Source organism: Tabrizicola fusiformis (assembly GCF_013328815.1).
In the GTDB taxonomy this organism is placed as follows: Bacteria; Pseudomonadota; Alphaproteobacteria; order Rhodobacterales; family Rhodobacteraceae; genus Fuscibacter.
Genome location: NZ_JABUHN010000008.1, coordinates 197,976 through 215,984, shown reverse-complemented (window position 1 = coordinate 215,984; position 18,009 = coordinate 197,976). Strand labels below are relative to the sequence as shown.

The 18,009-nt window shown below is 66.0% G+C and carries 15 protein-coding genes; 11 read left to right on the top strand and 4 right to left on the bottom strand.

Going from position 1 to position 18,009, the window contains the following annotated elements:
* Positions 1-99 precede the first annotated feature (99 nt).
* Together HS053_RS14615 and HS053_RS14610 are read right to left on the bottom strand one after the other, a co-directional pair.
* A complete protein-coding gene (locus HS053_RS14615; protein ID WP_174211995.1) occupies positions 100-654 on the bottom strand; it encodes an ActR/PrrA/RegA family redox response regulator transcription factor in 555 nt (184 codons plus the stop codon).
* 66 nt (positions 655-720) lie between these two features.
* The gene (locus HS053_RS14610) at positions 721-1,344 is read right to left on the bottom strand and encodes an SCO family protein (RefSeq protein ID WP_174211994.1); all 624 of its coding nucleotides are present in this window, start codon (positions 1,342-1,344) and stop codon (positions 721-723) included.
* 81 nt (positions 1,345-1,425) lie between these two features.
* Between HS053_RS14610 and regB the strand changes: the two genes are divergently transcribed.
* The 8 genes from regB to trxA all read left to right on the top strand — a co-directional run bounded on the left by regB (position 1,426) and on the right by trxA (position 13,346).
* Positions 1,426-2,808, top strand: a complete 1,383-nt coding sequence (gene regB / locus HS053_RS14605) for a sensor histidine kinase RegB (RefSeq protein WP_174211993.1) — start codon at positions 1,426-1,428, stop codon at positions 2,806-2,808.
* Positions 2,809-2,897: 89 nt separating this feature from the next.
* On the top strand, positions 2,898-4,469 hold the full coding sequence (locus HS053_RS14600) for a PAS-domain containing protein (RefSeq protein ID WP_174211992.1): 1,572 nt from the start codon (positions 2,898-2,900) through the stop codon (positions 4,467-4,469).
* Positions 4,470-4,508: 39 nt separating this feature from the next.
* Positions 4,509-4,997 carry a tRNA (adenosine(37)-N6)-threonylcarbamoyltransferase complex ATPase subunit type 1 TsaE gene (gene tsaE / locus HS053_RS14595; protein ID WP_174211991.1) on the top strand — a complete coding sequence of 163 codons (489 nt, stop codon included), beginning with the start codon at positions 4,509-4,511 and terminating at the stop codon, positions 4,995-4,997.
* Positions 4,990-6,000, top strand: coding sequence for an aminoglycoside phosphotransferase family protein (locus tag HS053_RS14590; protein WP_174211990.1), 1,011 nt, complete (start codon positions 4,990-4,992; stop codon positions 5,998-6,000). Before tsaE ends, HS053_RS14590 begins: the two co-directional genes overlap by 8 nt.
* On the top strand, positions 5,982-6,674 hold the full coding sequence (locus HS053_RS14585; RefSeq protein WP_174211989.1) for a nucleotidyltransferase family protein: 693 nt from the start codon (positions 5,982-5,984) through the stop codon (positions 6,672-6,674). The genes HS053_RS14590 and HS053_RS14585 overlap by 19 nt, the downstream gene beginning before the upstream one ends.
* Positions 6,671-9,601, top strand: a complete 2,931-nt coding sequence (addB, locus tag HS053_RS14580; protein WP_174211988.1) for a double-strand break repair protein AddB — start codon at positions 6,671-6,673, stop codon at positions 9,599-9,601. The genes HS053_RS14585 and addB overlap by 4 nt, the downstream gene beginning before the upstream one ends.
* The gene (gene addA / locus HS053_RS14575) at positions 9,598-12,960 is read left to right on the top strand and encodes a double-strand break repair helicase AddA (protein ID WP_174211987.1); all 3,363 of its coding nucleotides are present in this window, start codon (positions 9,598-9,600) and stop codon (positions 12,958-12,960) included. The genes addB and addA overlap by 4 nt, the downstream gene beginning before the upstream one ends.
* 59 nt (positions 12,961-13,019) lie before the next feature.
* Positions 13,020-13,346, top strand: coding sequence for a thioredoxin (gene trxA, locus HS053_RS14570; protein ID WP_174211986.1), 327 nt, complete (start codon positions 13,020-13,022; stop codon positions 13,344-13,346).
* 42 nt (positions 13,347-13,388) lie between these two features.
* On the opposite strand, the gene HS053_RS14565 is transcribed toward trxA, so the two are convergent.
* Complete coding sequence (locus HS053_RS14565) at positions 13,389-14,291, bottom strand: hypothetical protein (RefSeq protein WP_174211985.1); 903 nt, start codon at positions 14,289-14,291, stop codon at positions 13,389-13,391.
* Positions 14,292-14,393: 102 nt separating this feature from the next.
* Between HS053_RS14565 and hslV the strand changes: the two genes are divergently transcribed.
* The 3 genes from hslV to HS053_RS14550 all read left to right on the top strand — a co-directional run bounded on the left by hslV (position 14,394) and on the right by HS053_RS14550 (position 17,425).
* The gene (gene hslV, locus HS053_RS14560) at positions 14,394-14,948 is read left to right on the top strand and encodes an ATP-dependent protease subunit HslV (RefSeq protein WP_174211984.1); all 555 of its coding nucleotides are present in this window, start codon (positions 14,394-14,396) and stop codon (positions 14,946-14,948) included.
* Complete coding sequence (gene hslU / locus HS053_RS14555) at positions 14,945-16,234, top strand: ATP-dependent protease ATPase subunit HslU (RefSeq protein ID WP_174211983.1); 1,290 nt, start codon at positions 14,945-14,947, stop codon at positions 16,232-16,234. Before hslV ends, hslU begins: the two co-directional genes overlap by 4 nt.
* 66 nt (positions 16,235-16,300) lie before the next feature.
* Entirely contained in the window at positions 16,301-17,425 is a 1,125-nt protein-coding gene (locus HS053_RS14550) for an alpha/beta hydrolase (protein ID WP_174211982.1), read from the top strand.
* Here HS053_RS14550 and HS053_RS14545 read toward each other — a convergent pair.
* Complete coding sequence (locus HS053_RS14545; RefSeq protein ID WP_174211981.1) at positions 17,422-18,009, bottom strand: Smr/MutS family protein; 588 nt, start codon at positions 18,007-18,009, stop codon at positions 17,422-17,424. The genes HS053_RS14550 and HS053_RS14545 overlap by 4 nt on opposite strands.

Genomic DNA, 18,009 nt, shown 5'->3' with positions numbered 1-18,009 from the left:
ATGGGTCTGCTCATGCACGCCGGCTACCACGCTGGATTCACGAGATGAATCCCTCACGGGATTTGTGCAACAGAGCCAATGCGCGCCATTCGATTTGGCTTATTTCGGGCTGCGCTTGGCCAGAATACGTTGCAGCGTCCGGCGGTGCATCGAAAGCCGCCGGGCGGTTTCGGAAACATTGCGGTCGCACATTTCATAGACACGCTGGATATGCTCCCATCGCACACGATCGGCGGACATCGGATTTTCCGGCGGCTCCGGCAGCGCCTCGCTGCGCGACAGCAGGGCATTGGTCACATCGTTGGCATCGGCCGGTTTGGAAAGATAGTCGGTGGCGCCAATCTTGACGGCGGCAACGGCGGTCGCAATCGCCCCATATCCGGTCAGCACGACAATGCGGCAATCGGGCCGCCGTTCGCGCAGCGCCTCGACCACATCCAGCCCATTGCCGTCCTCAAGCCGCAGATCAACCACGGCATAGGCCGGCGGGCGGGTCAGGGCTATGGCACGGCCAGCGGCAACGCTGCCTGCGGTTTCCGGCAGAAAGCCGCGCTTTTCCATGGCCTTGGCAAGCCGTTTTACAAAAGGCTCGTCATCATCGACCAACAGCAGGGTGCGATCCACGCCCAATTCCGCGCCAAGCTCATCCGCCATGCCGGCCCCCTTTTCCCGAAGATGTATTTTCCAAGCTAGTTTGCTTGCGCGGCAGCGTCAAATGCCTCAACCCGGGGCCTTGTCAACATAGCAGGCCACGCGGTCGGCCATCGCATCGGCGGTGTCGTCGCGCTTGAAGAATTCGACAAAGCCGGCCTTGGGCAGCACCAGATAGGTGAAGGTCGAATGGTCCATCAGATAGAAATTCGGGTCGCCATCTTCCTGCTTCTTGAAATAGGTCTTGTAGGCGGCCGAAGCGGCCTTGATCTGTTCTTCCGAGCCGGTCAGCCCGATCATCTTGGGATGCAGGTTTTCGGCATATTCGCGCACCACCTCGGGCGTATCGCGGGCCGGGTCGATGGAAATGAAGGCAGGCTGCACGTCATATCCCCGCTCTTCCAGAATATCGACCGCTTCGGCATTGCGGGCATTGTCCATCGGGCAGACATCGGGACAGAAGGTATAGCCGAAATAAAGCAGCGTCGGTTTGGTGAAGATGTCCTTTTCCGTAACCGCCTTGCCTGCACCATCCACAAGCGAGAGCGGCCCGCCGATGGCACCCCCTCCAACAGCCCCGCCACGGCAATCGGCAAAGGGGTCGCTGGCGCGGTTCTGATAGTAATACCAAGCGGGCACTCCGACAAAAGCCGCCGTCACCGCCACGGCCAGCGCCGCATAAACCCGTCCCATTGCCATCTCCCGACCGCTCTTGCCAATCACCCCGTCATGTTGCCACCCTTGGCAGGCAATGACCAGAGTGCAGGGCCCGCCATGACCGCAGCCTCCCCCCTTTACGAACGCCCGGAACGGGCCGATTGGCTGCGGATGCGCACGCTGATCCTGCTGCGCTGGATGGCCATTGTCGGGCAGATGGCAGCCCTTCTGGTGGCAGACCGGCATTACGGGCTGCAACTGCCATTGGGGCTTTGCCTGCTGGCCGTCGGATCGGCGGTGATCGCCAATCTGGTCTCGATCTACATCTTTCCGCAGAACAAGCGGCTGACCGAAACCGAGGCGATGCTGACGCTGCTGTTCGATTTGTCGCAGCTTTCCTTCCTGCTTTATCTGACCGGCGGCCTGACCAACCCCTTCGCACTGCTGATCCTTGCGCCGGTTACCGTTTCGGCTTCGGCGCTGGAACTGCGCTCCACCATCCTTCTGGGCGCGATGGCGGTGTTCTTTGTGACGCTGATCGCATTCTTCAACGTGCCGCTGCGCGCCGCCTCGGGTGAGGTGTTGCAGGTGCCGGGGATTTTCGGCTTTGGCTTCTGGCTGTCGCTGATCATCGGGATTCTGTTTCTGGGGCTTTATTCGCGCCGGGTGGCAACAGAAATGCACTCGATGTCGGATGCACTGCTGGCCACGCAGATGGCGCTGGCGCGGGAACAGAAGCTGACCGATCTGGGCGGCGTGATTGCCGCCGCGGCGCATGAGCTGGGCACGCCGCTGGCCACGATCAAACTGGTTTCCTCCGAGATGATCGACGAATTGCAGGACAATCCCGACCTCTTGGACGATGCCAGACTGATCCGCGAACAGGCCGATCGGTGCCGGGATATCCTGCGGTCGATGGGCAAGGCCGGCAAGGAAGACCTTCATCTGCGCGCGGCCCCCCTTGGCACCGTGCTGCGCGAGGCGGCAGAGCCGCATCTGGCGCGGGGCAAGGAGGTGATCTTTACCTTTGCCCCGGATTCCCGGGGCGACCTGCCCGAGCCGATCATCCTGCGGCGGCCAGAACTGATTCATGGCGTGCGCAATCTGGTGCAGAATGCGGTGGATTTCGCGCACAGCCGGGTCTGGGTCGATGCAAGCTGGACGCTGCGCAACCTGACGCTGCGGATCATTGACGATGGCGAAGGCTTCCCGCCCGGCGTTCTGGGGCGGATCGGCGACCCTTTCGTGCGGGCCCGCCGCAGCGCGCAGGATGTCGCAGCGCGCCCGGGATATGAGGGGATGGGTCTGGGCCTGTTCATTGCCAAGACCTTGCTGGAGCGGACCGGCGCCGACCTGTCCTTTGCCAATGCCGGCGACCCGTTCCTGACACCGGAAGAGCGGCCGGACCGCAGCGGTGCCATTGTCGAGGTGATCTGGCCGGCTTCGGCGATCTTTGCACCGAAAGGGCAGGCTCTGGGCGAGAACCGGCTGATCACCTGATCTTTAAACTCGGGGTTGCGCTCAAACTTTTAACACACTTTTAACAAAATCGCGCCTAGGTTGAGATTCTGGGGCTTGGGAGTGCCGTCGTGGGTTTCATTCTTGCGGTTGGGCTGGTGACAACAGGACTTCTGTCGGCGCTGGCCGGGCTGTTCATTCATGCCGCCGCCGCCGAACGGCGCGGGCCCGTCGCGCAGAGCATCTTTTCCGACAGCAATCCCGGCACTGTCTTCCTGTTCGACGGTGAAGCGCTGATAGATGGAAGCGGCGCGGCCCGCGCGCTGATCCACTCGCTTCAGGGTTCCGGTGGCCCTTGGGCAAAGCTGATCCGGCATCTTTCTGCCCGCTTTCCCAACCTGGAAACCGGGCTGACTGATCTGACCGAACAGGGGACACTGCACCTGGTATCGCAGCCGGGTAAAGGCCCGCCCGCGCTTTTGCAGGCCGAGTTGCGGGGCGGATTGATGCGGCTGCAACTCAGCGTGCCCGGTGCCGCGACGGGGGCGGGGCCGGACCCTTTCACCCACAACGCACTTGCCGAAGAGGTGGAAACGCTGCGCCGGGTGGTTGCCGGAATGCCTGGGCTGTGCTGGCGCGAAGATGTGGAAGGCGCGGTGGTTTGGACAAATGCAGCCTATCTTGTGGCGGCAATGGAGAATCTGCCGCCCGGCCACGAGCTGACATGGCCGCTTCCGCGGCTGTTCGAGCGGCGGGCGACAGCGGAGCTGGCGCTGGGCCAGCGGGTTGCCCTCAACCCTCCGGGCAGGGCGACGCGATGGTTCGATGTGACGGCGGTAACGGGGACGGATGGCGACCGTCTGGTATTCGCCAGCTCGACCGACGCGCTGGTGCAGGCGGAAACGGCGCTGCGCGATTTCATGCAGACGCTGACGAAGACCTTTGCACAACTGCCGATCGGTCTGGCGATTTTCGATAGCCAGCGACAGTTGCAGCTTTTCAATCCGGCGCTGCTGGACCTTACGGGACTGCCGCCCGATTTCCTGACGCTGCGGCCATCGCTGCTGTCTGTGCTGGATGCGCTGCGCGACCGCAACATGCTGCCCGAGCCGAAGGACTATCGCGGCTGGCGACGGCAGTTGGTGGATATGGAACGCGCGGCCTCGCAGGGGTTGTATGAGGACACCTGGAATCTGGCCGATGGCCAGACCTTTCGCGTGACCGGGCGGCCGCATCCCAACGGCGCACTGGCCTTGATGATCGAGGATATTTCGACCGAAATGCTGCGCACGCGGCGCTATCGCGCCGATCTGGAGCTTGGCCAGTCAGTGATCGACGCCATGGAAGAGGGTGTGGCGGTCTTCTCCCGCGAGGGTCATCTTGTGATGACCAATGCCGCCTATGCCGCCCTGTGGACGCATGATCCGACGATGACGGTTGGCGAGGTTCCGGTGCGGGCGCTGGCCCGCTATTGGCGCGAGATGACCGCGCCGGCCGCGCTTTGGTCCGAGGTTGAGGATTATGTCTCGACCGTAGGGGATCGGCTGGCTTGGCAGGCGGAGGCGCGGCTTCTGGACGGGCGGCTCCTGACCTGCCGCTTTGCGCCCCTTGCGGGAGGGGCGACGCTGACGGCGTTCCGTCTGGCCGCGAACCGCAGCGAAGCCACGCGCGGTTCGCGCGATGAGGATCGCCGCCGCGCCTGATTGGCTTGCGGTCGCGGCGCGGGGCGGTAGTGTTGGGGGATGGACCAAGCCCGCCCCCCTGAACTGACGCTGTTTCTTACGGATGAGGCCACCACCGACAGGCTGGGTGCCTGGCTGGCGCCCCGGCTGCGGGCGGGCGATTGCCTTCTGCTCGAAGGGCCGATCGGCGCCGGGAAAAGCCATCTGGCGCGGGCGATCATCCGGGCGCGGCTGGGCCGGATGGAAGACGTCCCCTCGCCAAGCTTTACCCTTGTGCAAAGCTATCAGGCGGAGGATGTGGAAATCTGGCATGCCGACCTCTATCGGCTGACCCACCCGGATGAAGCGCTGGAGCTTGGGCTGGACGAGGCCATGACCCATGCCATCACGCTGATCGAATGGCCCGAACGGCTGGGCGACTCTGCACCGCGGGATGCCATGCGGCTGCGGCTGAGTGCCGCCGGAGAGGGGCGGCAGGCATTGATCGCGCTGCCGGGGCGCCCGGAACTGGCGGCGGCGCTGGCCGCCGAATGGGCTGCCAATGCCTGATCGCCGCGCCATTTCAGACCGCTTTCTGCAACAAGCAGGATGGGGCGCAGCAAGGCGCGCGTTTCTGGCCGGAGACGCCTCGGACCGCAGCTATGACCGGCTTTGGCGCGGCAGCGAAACGGCGGTCCTGATGGATGCGCCGCCCGGAAAGAGCGATGATCCTGCGGCGTTTCTGGCCATTGCCGACCATTTGCGGCAGCTTGGCCTTTCGGCGCCACGCTGTCTTGCCCGTGATCTTTCACAGGGGTTTCTGCTGCTTGAGGATCTTGGCGACGGGCTTTTTGCGCGACTGGTGGCCGCCGACCCGCAGGCCGAGCCTGGGCTTTACGGGGCGGCGGTTGATGTGCTGCTCCGATTACAGGCCGCGCCGCCGCCACCCGGCCTGCCCGATCTGTCGGCGGCGGACTGGGCCGATGCCGCCGCCTTTGCGCTCGACTGGTATCGCTTTGCGGCCACGGGCGACCGGATGGACAGCACGGCCTTCCGCGCCCTGCTGACCGGGCTGCTGCAGCGCCATGCCGACGGCCCGCGGGTGATGATCCTGCGTGATTTCCATGCTGAAAACCTGCTTTGGCTGCCGGATCGCACGGGCCTGGCGCGGGTCGGCCTGCTGGACTTCCAGCTCGCCCAGCTTGGCCAGCCCGGTTATGATCTGGTCTCGATGTTGCAGGATGCACGGCGGGATGTTTCACGTGAAACCGTTGCCAAGGCGCAGGCGCATTTTCTGACAATGACCGGGCAAGAGGAGGCGCGGTTCCGGCCCGCCTATGCAGCACTTGGCGCCCAGCGCGCGCTGCGGATTCTGGGGATCTTTGCCCGGCTGTGCCTTGTTGCAGGCAAGGCGGGATACCTGCCGCTGATGCCCCGGGTCTGGGCACAATTGCAAGAGAATCTGGCACAGCCCGAACTTGCCCCGCTGCGCCGCCTGTGCGACCAGCTTCTTCCGGCACCGGACCCCGGCGTGCTGCGACGGATAGGTGAAAAATGCGGTCATTTCCGCTGATGCTTTTTGCAGCCGGGCGCGGCACCCGGATGGGCGCCCTGACCGCGACCCGACCCAAGCCGATGATCGAGGTCGCGGAGCGGCCCCTGATCGACCACGCGCTGGCGCTGGCAGATGCCGCGGGCGCGCGGCCCATCGTGGTGAACCTCCACCATCTGGGCGAACAGATCGCCCGCCACCTCTGCGCCCGGCCCATCTCCCTCAGCCGCGAACCGATCCTGCTGGAGACCGGCGGCGGCCTGCGGCAGGCGCTGCCACTTCTGGGCAAGGGTCCGGTGATGACGCTGAACGCCGATGCCGTCTGGACCGGCCGCAATCCTTTGCAGGAACTGGCGGAAGCGTGGGACGATGGACGGATGGATGCCCTCCTCCTGCTGGCCCCCCGGGCGCAGGCCCGCGGCCACAGCGGCCGGGGCGATTTTCTGATCGGCGCCGATGGCCGCCTGCGCCGCGCCGAAGGCGCCGAAGCGCCTGTCTATCTCGGCGCCCAGATTCTGCGGACCGGGGGGCTGGCCGAGATTGATGAAGAGATCTTCTCGCTCAACCGCCTCTGGGACATCCTCATTGCCCGCGGTCGGGTTTACGGTCTGATCCATCAGGGCGGCTGGTGCGATGTCGGCCATCCCGAGGGCATCGCCGAAGCCGAAGCCCTGCTGGCCGGAGGCGAGGCATGATCGCGCCCGGCGCCTATGCCCTGCCGCCCGGTGCCGATTTTCCCGCCGAACTGGTCGCGGGACTTTGCACGCGCATGGCGCATACCCCGCCCGAAGCCATGGCGCGCGTCACGCTTTACCTCAACACCGCCCGGATGCGCAGCCGGGTGATCGAAGCCTTCCAACAGCGTGGCGCCCTCCTTTTACCGCGGCTGCGGCTGATCACCGATCTGCCCGACGATCCCGCACTCGGCCTGCCGCCGCCGGTGCCGGCCCTGCGCCGCCGCCTGTTGCTGGCGCAACTGGTGGCGCGGCTGCTTGATGCCCAACCCGACCTTGCCCCGCGCGCCGCAACTTTCGACCTGGCCGACAGCCTTGCGCAACTGATGGACGAAATGCAGGCCGAAGAGGTCAGCACGCAGACCATTGCCGCACTGGACGTGGCGAACCATTCCGAACATTGGGCACGGATTCAGGCCTTCCTCGGCATCATCGCCCCACAGCTTGAGGATATGTCGAACCCCGACGCCGGTCTGCGGCAACGTCTGGCGGTGGAGCGGACCATCGCCCGCTGGCAGGCCGAACCGCCCGTCGATCCGGTGATCGTTGCCGGATCGACTGGGTCGCGCGGCACCACGGCACGGCTGATGGCGGCGGTGGCCGCGCTGCAGCAGGGCGCCCTGGTTCTGCCCGGATATGACGGCGACATGCCCGCCTCTGCCTGGGATGCGCTTTCGGATATCCTGACCGCCGAGGATCACCCGCAGTTCCGCTATCGTCGTCTCGCGGCTACTCTGGGGCTTGACCCCGCCAAGCTCGAAGGCTGGACGACAGCACCGGCACCGAGCCCCGCCCGCAACAGTTTGATTTCCCTGTCCCTCCGCCCCGCACCGGTCACCGATCGCTGGCTCGCCGAAGGGCCGCACCTGCCCGATCTGGTCGCAGCCACCGCCGATATGACGCTGATAGAGGCGCCGGGTCTGCGGGCCGAAGCCCTGGCCATAGCCCTCGTATTGCGCGAAGCGGCCGAGATGGGAAAATCCGCGGCCCTGATCACGCCGGACCGGATGCTGACACGCCGGGTTGCGGCAGCACTCGACCGTTGGGGCATCCTGCCCGACGATTCCGCGGGTCGGCCCTTGGCGCTGTCGGCGCCCGGGCGTTTTCTGCGCCATGTCGCCGATCTCATCTGCACCCGCCTTTCGGCGGACCGGCTTCTGGTGCTGCTGAAACACCCGCTGACAGCCTGCGGCGGCGACCGCGGCAACCATCTGCGCCTTACGCGGGAGCTTGAGCTGCGCCTGCGCCGCCATGGTCCCGCTTTCCCGCTGCCCGACGACCTGCGCCATTGGGCCGCCAGCCTCAACGACCCTGCCGCCGAGGGTTGGGCCGCCGCCCTGTCCGCCTGTCTGCCGCCCCCTGTGGCGGATGCGCCCGAACCGCTGGCCCGCCATGTCACCCGCCATCGCCATCTTGCCGAAGCCTTGGCGCGGGGCACCGCCGCCGACGGTTCCGGCGCCCTCTGGGACCGTGCCGCAGGGGAGGAAGCGCTGCATCTGATGGACGAGCTTGCCGCCGAGGCCGGTTCCGGCGGCGCCATGACCGCCGCCGAATACCGCGACCTTTTTCGCGCCCTGATCGCCCGCGGCGAGGTGCGCGAACCCGCGCAAAGCCATCCGGGCATCCGGTTCTGGGGCACGATCGAGGCCCGGGTTCAAGGCGCAGAGCTGGTCATTCTGGGCGGGCTGAACGACGGCACATGGCCGCGCCTGCCCGATCCGGACCCCTGGCTGAACCGCGCCATGCGCAAAGAGGCCGGCCTTCTTCTGCCCGAGCGGCGGATCGGTCTTTCCGCCCATGATTATCAGCAGGCCATCGGGGCACCGCAGGTGGTCCTGACCCGCGCCCAGCGCGATGCCGAGGCGGAAACCGTTCCCTCGCGCTGGCTGAACCGGCTGACCAATCTGATGTCCGGCCTGCCCGGGCAGGGCGGCCCACAGGCACTTGCCGCCATGCGCGACCGCGGCAAAATCTGGCTCGACAGGGCGGTTTGTCTCGAATCCACGCCTCCAGCTCCGCCCGCGTCCCGCCCAGCGCCCATGCCGCCCGTGGCCGATCGACCGCGTCGCCTGCCGCTTACCGCCATCGCGCGGCTGATCCGCGACCCCTATGCAATCTATGCCCGCCACATGCTGCGGCTTTACCCGCTGGACCCGCTGCACCCATCGGCCGACGCCCGCGACCGCGGCACCGCCTATCACCGCATCCTCGAACGTTTCGCCGGCGAGCGCCCCCCGGAGGAAGACACCGATGCCGCGCGCCGCCGTCTCCTTTCGCTTGCAGCCGAGGTTCTGGCCGAAGAAACCCCTTTCCCCAGCGCCCGCGCCCTCTGGCTGGCGCGACTGGCGCGCGTGGCGGATCATGTGCTGACACAGGACCGCAAGCATGGCGGCACCACGCTCAAGGTCGAAACCCGCGGCAGCGCGCAGGTCGAAGAGCTTGATTTTACCCTCTTCGGCACGCCCGACCGGATCGACCGGCTTGCCGATGGCCGCCTGCATCTGATCGACTACAAATCCGGTCAGACCCCGACAGAAAACCAGCAGAAAATCTATGAAAAGCAGTTGCTTCTGGCCGCCGCAATGGCCGAACGCGGCGGTTTTCCCGATCTGGGGCCAAGCGAGGTTGCCCTGATCAGCTATGTCGGCCTTGGCGCGGGTGAGAAGGTGGTGGAAACCGCCCTCACCCCCGAACGGATCGAGGCGGAATGGCGGCGCTTCGTCACCCTGATCCGCCGCTATCATCAGCGCAGCACCGGCTACACCGCCCGCCGCGCGCTGTTCGAAGAGCGCCACGAAGGCGATTACGACCATCTCTCGCGCTACGGGGAATGGCAGATGTCGGACCGCGCCGCACCCGCGCCCGTCGGGCCGGAGGACGCGCCATGATCCGCAATGCCGCCTCGGAGCGTCAGGTCCGCGCCGCCGAACCCCGCGCCTCGACCTGGGTTGCTGCCAATGCTGGTTCGGGCAAGACCCGGGTGCTGACCGACCGCGTGGCGCGGCTTCTGCTGGGCGGGGTCGAGCCGCAGCATATCCTGTGCCTTACTTATACCAAGGCCGCCGCGACCGAGATGCAGAACCGCCTGTTCCGCCTGCTTGGCGATTGGGCGATGATGCCCGACGGGCCGCTTCGTGACGCTTTGCAAGAGCTGGGCGATGAGGGCACCCTGTCTGCTGCCGATCTGACCAAGGCGCGGCGGCTTTTTGCCCGGGCCCTTGAAACGCCGGGCGGGTTGCGGATTCAAACCATCCACAGCTTTTGCGCCACGCTGCTGCGCCGCTTTCCGCTCGAAGCCCGCGTCGCCCCGGCTTTCCGCGAAATGGACGACCGTTCTGCCAAGCTTCTGCGGGCGGAAATCGTCGAAGATCTGGCCGACAGCGCCGCGCCCGACCTGATTGCAGAGGTGGCCGCGGCCTTTACAGGAGAGGATTTTTCGCGCCTGACCGCCGAGATCATCCGTCACCGCGCGGCTTTTGCTGACATGTCAGACCCAGCGATAGCCCGCCGTGCCTTCGGCCTTGATGGTGAAGCAAACCTTGCCCGTGTGATGGAGGATGTCTTTCTTGGCGGCGAAGCGGCGCTGCGCGAACGGATCGCGCCGGTCCTGCTGGCCGGAAAATCCACCGATGTGGGCCTTGCCCAAAAGCTCGCCACGCTTGATCTGCTGCGCCCCGATCCGGCCACGCTCGCGGCGCTTGAAGGGCTGTTCCTTTATGGCGCGGAAACCAAACAGCCGCATGGCGCCAAGCTGGACCGGCTGCCCACCAAAGACTGCCGCGCGGCGCTTGGCGCCGATCTTGAGCCGCTTCAGCACTTCATGCAGCGGGTCGAGGCGGCCCGGCCCCGGCGCCTCGCCCTGCGCGCAGCCGAGCGCACGGCAACGCTGCACCGCTTTGCCGCTGCTTTCCTGCCGCGCTACGAGGCGGCCAAGGCGGCCCGCGGCTATCTCGACTTTGACGATCTGATCGCCCGGGCCAAGGCGCTGCTGGAAGACCGCTCGGTCGCGGCCTGGGTGCTGTTCCGGCTGGATGGCGGCATCGACCACATTCTGGTGGATGAGGCGCAGGACACCTCGCCCGACCAATGGCGGATCATCGAGCTTCTGACCGGCGAATTCACCGCCGGCGAAGGCGCGCGGGCCGGAGAGCGCACGCTTTTCGTGGTGGGCGACAAGAAGCAGTCGATCTATTCCTTTCAGGGCGCCGATGTTGCCGCCTTTGATCGCAAACATCTGGCCTTTGCCGAGGGCTTTCGCGCGGCAGGCCAGCAGTTCCAGTCGCTGGAGCTGGAATATTCCTTCCGGTCCTCGCCCGCCGTGCTGCGTCTGGTTGATGAGACCTTCGGCGACAGTTTCCCGGAGGCCGTCGGTGATCCATTGAACCACATCGCTTTCAAGGATGCGATGCCGGGACGGGTGGATCTCTGGCCGCTGATTGAGCCGGTCAAGACCGAAGCTGATGAGGATTGGGACAATCCCGTCGATCTGATTGCTGAAACCCACCACAGCGCCCGGCTTGCCGGCCAGATTGCCGCTGAAATCGGCATGATGATCCGTTCGGGCGTGCAGATTCCCGTCGATCGCAAGGAAGACCCGTCCGGCGCCCGCCCGGTTCACGCCGGGGATTTCCTGATCCTTGTCCAGCGCCGGGATGCGTTGTTTGCGGCGATCATCCGCGCCTGCAAGAAGGCCGGGCTGCCGATTGCCGGGGCGGACCGGCTGAAGCTGGGCGAGGAACTGGCCGTCAAGGATTTGCGCGCCCTTCTGGCCTTTCTGGCAACGCCCGAGGATGATCTGTCGCTGGCGGCGCTGCTCCGCTCCCCGCTGTGCGGCTGGAGCGAGGATGCGCTTTACCGGCTCGCGCAGGGGCGCAAGGGTTTTCTCTGGGAGGCTTTGCGCGACTGGCCGAATCAGACGGCCCGCGCAATGCTGGAGGATATGCGCAATCAGGCCGATTTCCTGCGGCCCTTCGATCTGATCGACCGGGCGCTGACCCGCCATGATGGCCGCCGCCGCCTGATTGCCCGCCTTGGCAGCGAGGCTGAGGACGGTATCGACGAATTGCTGCAACAGGCGCTGGCCTATGAGGAAACCGAAGTGCCCAGCCTGACCGGCTTTCTGATCTGGCTGGATTCGGAAGAGGTCGAGGTCAAGCGGCAGGCCGATGGCGCCGGAGGCCGTATCCGGGTGATGACGGTGCATGGCGCCAAGGGGCTTGAGGCGCCCATCGTCATCCTGCCCGACACCGCCGACCGCGAAAGACGCGAACGGGACGAGATTTTCCTGCTCGAGGGCGGATTGCCGGCCTGGAAACTGCCGAAAGAGGACAGCCCGGCACCCATCGCCGCCGCCCGCAACACGCGGATGCGGCGGCAGGCCGAGGAAAGTCTGCGTCTGCTTTATGTGGCGCTGACGCGGGCGCGCTGCTGGCTGATCGTGGCGGGGGCGGGCAAGGCCGCGATGGAAACCGGCGCCGGGGCGAAGGCACCGCTCGACTGGAGCTGGTATCTGCAGGTGCGGCGCGGAATGCAGGCGGTGGGGGCCATGCCCGGACCTGCCGGACGCCTGCGCTATCAAACCGGCGACTGGCCCGACCCGCTGCCAACAGCACCAGAGGCGGCTGGCCCCGCCGCAGTCACGCTGCCCGGCTGGGCGTCTGTCACTGCACCCCCGCCGCCCGAAACCGGGCGGCCCCTGTCGCCCTCCAATCTGGGTGGCGCCAAGGCATTGCCGGGTGAGGGGCTGGAAGAGGCGGCGGCGCTGGCGCGCGGCACGGCGCTGCATCTGCTGCTCGAACAGCTTGCCGGCCTGCCGGCAGCCGCGCGGGCCGCGCGGGCGGCGGTTTTGCTGCCCGACCCCGCGTTGCGCGCCGATGTGCTGCCCGAGGCTCTGGCGGTGCTGGACGACCCTGCCCTTGCGCCACTTTTCGCCGAGGGCACTCTGGCGGAGGTCGGGGTGACGGCCCCGCTGGGTTCGGGTCGGATGCTGGGCAGCATCGACCGGCTGGTGGTGACGACGGATCGGGTTCTGGCGGTGGATTTCAAGACCAACAACATGATTCCCGACCGCGCCGAAGATGTGCCCGAGGGGCTCTTGCGCCAGATGGGCGCCTATGCGGCGGCACTGGCGCAGATCTGGCCCGGGCGGCGGATCGAAACCGCGATCCTCTGGACCCGACAGGCCATGCTCATGCCGCTGCCTCCCGATATTGTGAGGGCTGCTATGCTGCGCGCCGCTATCCCTTGACGTTGCCCGCCGCGATCCCTAGCTTCCTTAACCGACCCTTTCCCTCAGGAGACCCCGCCATGGGTGCCAATACCGTTGCAGTGACCGATGCCACTTTCGACACCGAAGTCCGCAAGTCGGATATTCCGGTTGTCGTCGATTTCTGGGCCGAGTGGTGTGGCCCCTGCCGTCAGATCGGCCCGGCTCTGGAAGAGCTGGCGGCGGAATATGCCGGCAAGGTCAAGATCGTAAAGGTCAATGTGGACGAGAACCCCGACAGCCCGGCGGTTCTGGGTGTGCGTGGCATCCCCTCGCTCTTCCTGTTCAAGGATGGTCAGGTGGTGTCGAACAAGGTTGGCGCGGCGCCCAAGGCGGCGCTGGCCAACTGGATTGCCTCGGCGATCTGAGCCTTTTGCGATTGTGGATCGGGGCGCCTTCGGGCGCCCTTTTCATATCGGCCAGCCCTGCATGCGCAGACTGTCTGCGATACGGTCCTGCACGTCATCGGCCCAGGCGATGATGCTGTTGCGCTTGAAATACCAGAAGAGATAGCGCGCAAAGGCCGGTGCCGGGCCCAAAGCGCGGGCAAAGGCGGCATCCACCCCCAAATCGGGCACCGATCCGGCGATATGGTGAAAGTCGATCCGCCCGAACAGAACCGCCGGCTTTTCGGCGAAATAACCGGCAAGGGCGGTCGAGGAATTCTGGGTAACCACATAGTCGCAGCCCGCCAGAAGATCGGGCGTGGGCCGTGTGGCAAGTGTCAGCCGGGGCTCGTCGGCGATCAGCGCGGCAAGGGCGGCAAGCTCATCTTCCGAATAGGTTTCCTTGGGATGCAGGCTTGCGATCAGCGGGCGGTCAGGTTCCGCCGCCAGTGTAGCGCGGATCATGCCGATCGGGCTCATCGATTGAAAATGCCGATGTTCCAACAACTTGCCCTGAAGCGGGATCAGGACATGGCCCTGCGGCGACAAGGGCAGGTCGCCGAAGATCCGGCCGCGCCAGTTTGCCATGAAAGCCCCGCATGACCCTGTGACCTGTCCGGGGCGAAAGGGCTTGCGGGCGATCTGCCAATCCCAACGGTCATTCGTCGCCTCGATCCGCCAGAACGGGTCGCGCAGGCAGCGGCGCAGAGTGAGGGTATTGGCGCCGATCACCGGGCGGTTGAGGACAAGGTGATACCCCTCGGCCACAGGCAGGGCGGCGGTTTCCGTCTCGGCCTGCAGCACCGCAGTCCAGCCCCGCGCCTCAACCGTTTCAACCACCCGGTTCAGGATGCCGCCCTTGCCCGCCCGGATGCGATCTATATGCCAGGGGGGCAGGTGGAAGTGGAGGGTTTGCGCGGCGCTCATGCGCCATGGATACGCGGGCGGGCTTCCGCGATCCAGCGGCAAGTCTGGTTGCACGGGGGCAGGCGGCCTTCCATATAGAGCGAAAGCTCAAAGGGGGCGCGGATGGACGACAGGTTTCCCGGCTGGCACGGCACGACAATCCTTGCCGTGCGGCGTGGCGGCGAGGTGGTGGTGGCGGGCGACGGGCAGGTCAGCCTTGGCCAGACCGTGATCAAGGGCACGGCGCGCAAGGTGCGGCGGCTGAACCCCGGTGGCCATGCGGTGGTGGCGGGCTTTGCCGGATCGACCGCCGATGCCTTTACCCTGCTGGAACGGCTGGAGAAAAAGCTTGAGGCTGCCCCGGGGCAATTGGCGCGGGCCTGTGTCGATCTGGCCAAAGATTGGCGGATGGACAAGTATCTGCGCAACCTTGAAGCCATGCTGATCGTGACCGACGGCGCCGACCTGTATGTGATCACCGGCGCGGGCGACGTTCTGGAGCCGGAGCATGACGTGGCCGCCATCGGCTCGGGCGGGAATTTCGCGCTGGCCGCAGCGCGGGGGTTGATGCAATCCGATCTTTCCGCCGAAGAGGTGGCACGGCGGGCCATGGCGATTGCGGCCGATATCTGCGTTTACACCAATGGCAATCTGACGGTGGAGAAGATCACCAAATGACCGATTTGACCCCGCGCGAGATCGTTTCCGAGCTGGACCGTTTCATCATCGGCCAGCGCGAGGCCAAGCGGGCAGTGGCCGTGGCGCTGCGCAACCGCTGGCGGCGCAAGCGGCTGGGCGACGATCTGCGGGAAGAGGTCTATCCGAAGAATATCCTGATGATCGGGCCGACCGGCGTGGGCAAGACGGAAATCTCGCGGCGGCTGGCCAAACTGGCCCGGGCGCCTTTCCTGAAGGTCGAGGCAACCAAGTTCACCGAGGTCGGCTATGTCGGGCGCGATGTGGACAGCATCATCCGCGATCTGGTCGATGCCGCGATGATCGAAACCCGCAGCCGGATGCGCGAGGATGTCCGCGCCCGGGCCCGCGAGGCGGCGGAAGAGCGGGTGATCGAGGCACTGGCCGGCAAAGAGGCCCGCGCCCAGACCCGCGAGATGTTCCGTGCCAAGCTGCGCCGCGGAGAGCTGGACGAAACGATGATCGAGGTCGAGGTGCAGGAACCTGCGCCCGCCCTGCCGCTGGGCCCCGGGATGGAAGGCCAGATGCAGGGGTTGCAGGACATCGTCAAGGCGTTCGGCGGACGCATGGCGCGCAAGCGGGTCACGGTGGCCGCGAGCTATGACCTCTTGATCGGGCAGGAAGCCGACAAGCTGCTGGATGACGAGGCGGTGAAGGCGGCGGCGCTGGAAGCGGTTCAGGAAAACGGCATCGTCTTTCTGGACGAGATCGACAAGATTTGCGCCCGCGCCGATGCCCGCGGCGCCGATGTGTCGCGCGAAGGGGTGCAGCGCGATCTCTTGCCGCTGATCGAGGGGACGACGGTTTCCACCAAATACGGGCCGGTGAAGACCGACCATATCCTGTTCATCGCCTCGGGCGCGTTCCATATCGCCAAGCCTTCAGACCTGTTGCCGGAATTGCAGGGCCGTCTGCCGATCCGGGTCGAACTGTCACCGCTGACCGAGGCGGATTTCATCCGCATCCTGACCGAGACCGAGAATGCGCTGACCCGGCAATATGCCGGGCTTATGGCGACGGAAGAGGTTGCCGTGAGCTTTACCGAAGACGGGATCGCGGCAATTGCCCGGATTGCCGCCGAGGTGAACCGCAGCGTCGAGAATATCGGGGCGCGGCGGCTTTATACCGTGATGGAGCGGGTGTTCGAGGAGCTTTCCTTTACCGCACCCGACCGTTCGGGCGATCGGGTGCAGGTGGACGGCGATTTCGTCGAGGCCAATGTGGGGGCACTGGCGCGCTCGGCCGATATTTCGCGCTATGTGCTGTAACGGCATCTTGCCGATGCGCCGTTGCGGGCTTGACCGAACGGGCGAAGGCGGCGCAACTGGCACCAGATGACGCGCAAAACCCCAACCACACGACTTCTTCTTGTGTTGTGCCTTGTGCTGGCGGCGGCCTGTGCGCCGCGCGGCAAGATGACGGTCGATACCGAGGCCGGCAAGGTCGGCAAGGTTGAGACCATCTTCATCGGCACCACACGCGATCTGCAGCCGGACGGAACCTATGGCAACAAACGGTCAGAGGTGACCCGGTTTGCCCGCTATGCCGTGTCGATCCCGCCGAAACGCAAGCTGGGCGAGATCAATTGGCCCTCACGCTTTGCCAAGCCAGACCCCGAGCGGGATTTTCTGACGGTTTCGGCGCGGACCTATCCCGACGAACCGGCATTTCGCGGTGATCTTTCCGCGGCGCTGAAGGCCGAAGGCGGCGAAGCGGTGGTCTTTGTCCATGGCTATAACAACAACTTCTCGGAAGGGCTTTATCGGGTGGCGCAGTTTGCCCATGACCTGGAGTTACCGGGGGTGGTGGTGCATTACGCCTGGCCCTCGGCGGCAGAGCCGCTGGGCTATGTCTATGACCGGGATTCGGCGATCTTTGCGCGCGACGGGCTTGCGGCGCTGCTGGATCAGCTTGCCGATGCCGGCGCGACGCGCGTTCTGCTGGTGGCGCATTCCATGGGCTCGGCGCTGACCATGGAGGCGCTGCGCACGGTGGCGTTGCAGCGGGACAGCAAGGCGTTGGGACGGTTGTCAGGGGTGATCCTGATTTCGCCGGATATCGACGTGGATGTCTTCCGCGCGCAAGCCAGGGCGATGGGCGAATTGCCGCAACCTTTCGTCATCTTCGGATCGAACCGCGACAAGATTCTGCGGATATCTGCGGGCCTGACCGGGCAGCGGGAGCGGCTGGGTTCCCTGTCGGACCTGTCGCAGGTGGCCGATCTGAAGGTGACTTTTCTGGATGTCAGCGCCTTTGCGGCGGGCGCGGCCCATTTCACAGTGGGCGATTCCCCCGCGCTGATCCTGCTGATGCAGCGGATTTCCGAGATCGAGGGCGCGTTCGAGGCGGACCGTGCCGCCCGGGTCGGCCTGTTGCCCGGCGTGGTGATGACCGTGCAAAGTGCGACGCAGGTGGTGCTGAAGCCGATCGCCACGGTGGGCAGCGAGCTGACCCGCTAGCGACGGCGCAGATAGACGTAATAGGCGCCCGCGCCGCCGTGTTTCAGATGCGCTTCGGTGATCTGCAGAACCGCCGGGCCAAGCGGCGGCAGGCGCAACCATTGCGGCACCTGATGGCGCAGGGCACCGATGCGCTGCGGGATCGGGCCGTGATCCAGTCCGCGCTTGCCCTTGCCGGTGATGACAAGAATCAGCCGCAGCCCGGCGGATTGCGCATTCAGCACGAAATGCACCAGTTCGCCATGCGCTTCGGTCAGGGTAAGCCCGTGCAGGTCGATCCGCGCCTCGGGGGCAAGTTTGCCGCGGGTCATACGGGCGTGGGTCTTGGCGTCCATGCGCAGGGCGGCGGCTGCAAGCGCCTCGGCCGGGGTGGGGCTGAGTTGCGGGGCGGCAGGCATCACACGGGCCTTTTCACCGAGCCGAAAGGTCGGCAGGCGGGGCGCAGGGTGCGGCTCGGGCTTGTGCGGCAGCGGCGTGGGTTCGGGGGCCCGGTGCAGCGGCTTGGGGTGCAGCGGGCGGGTGGTGCGGGCGACGGCCTGCCAGAGGTCTTCCTCATCAGGGTGAAGATTGCGGCGGCGGGCCAT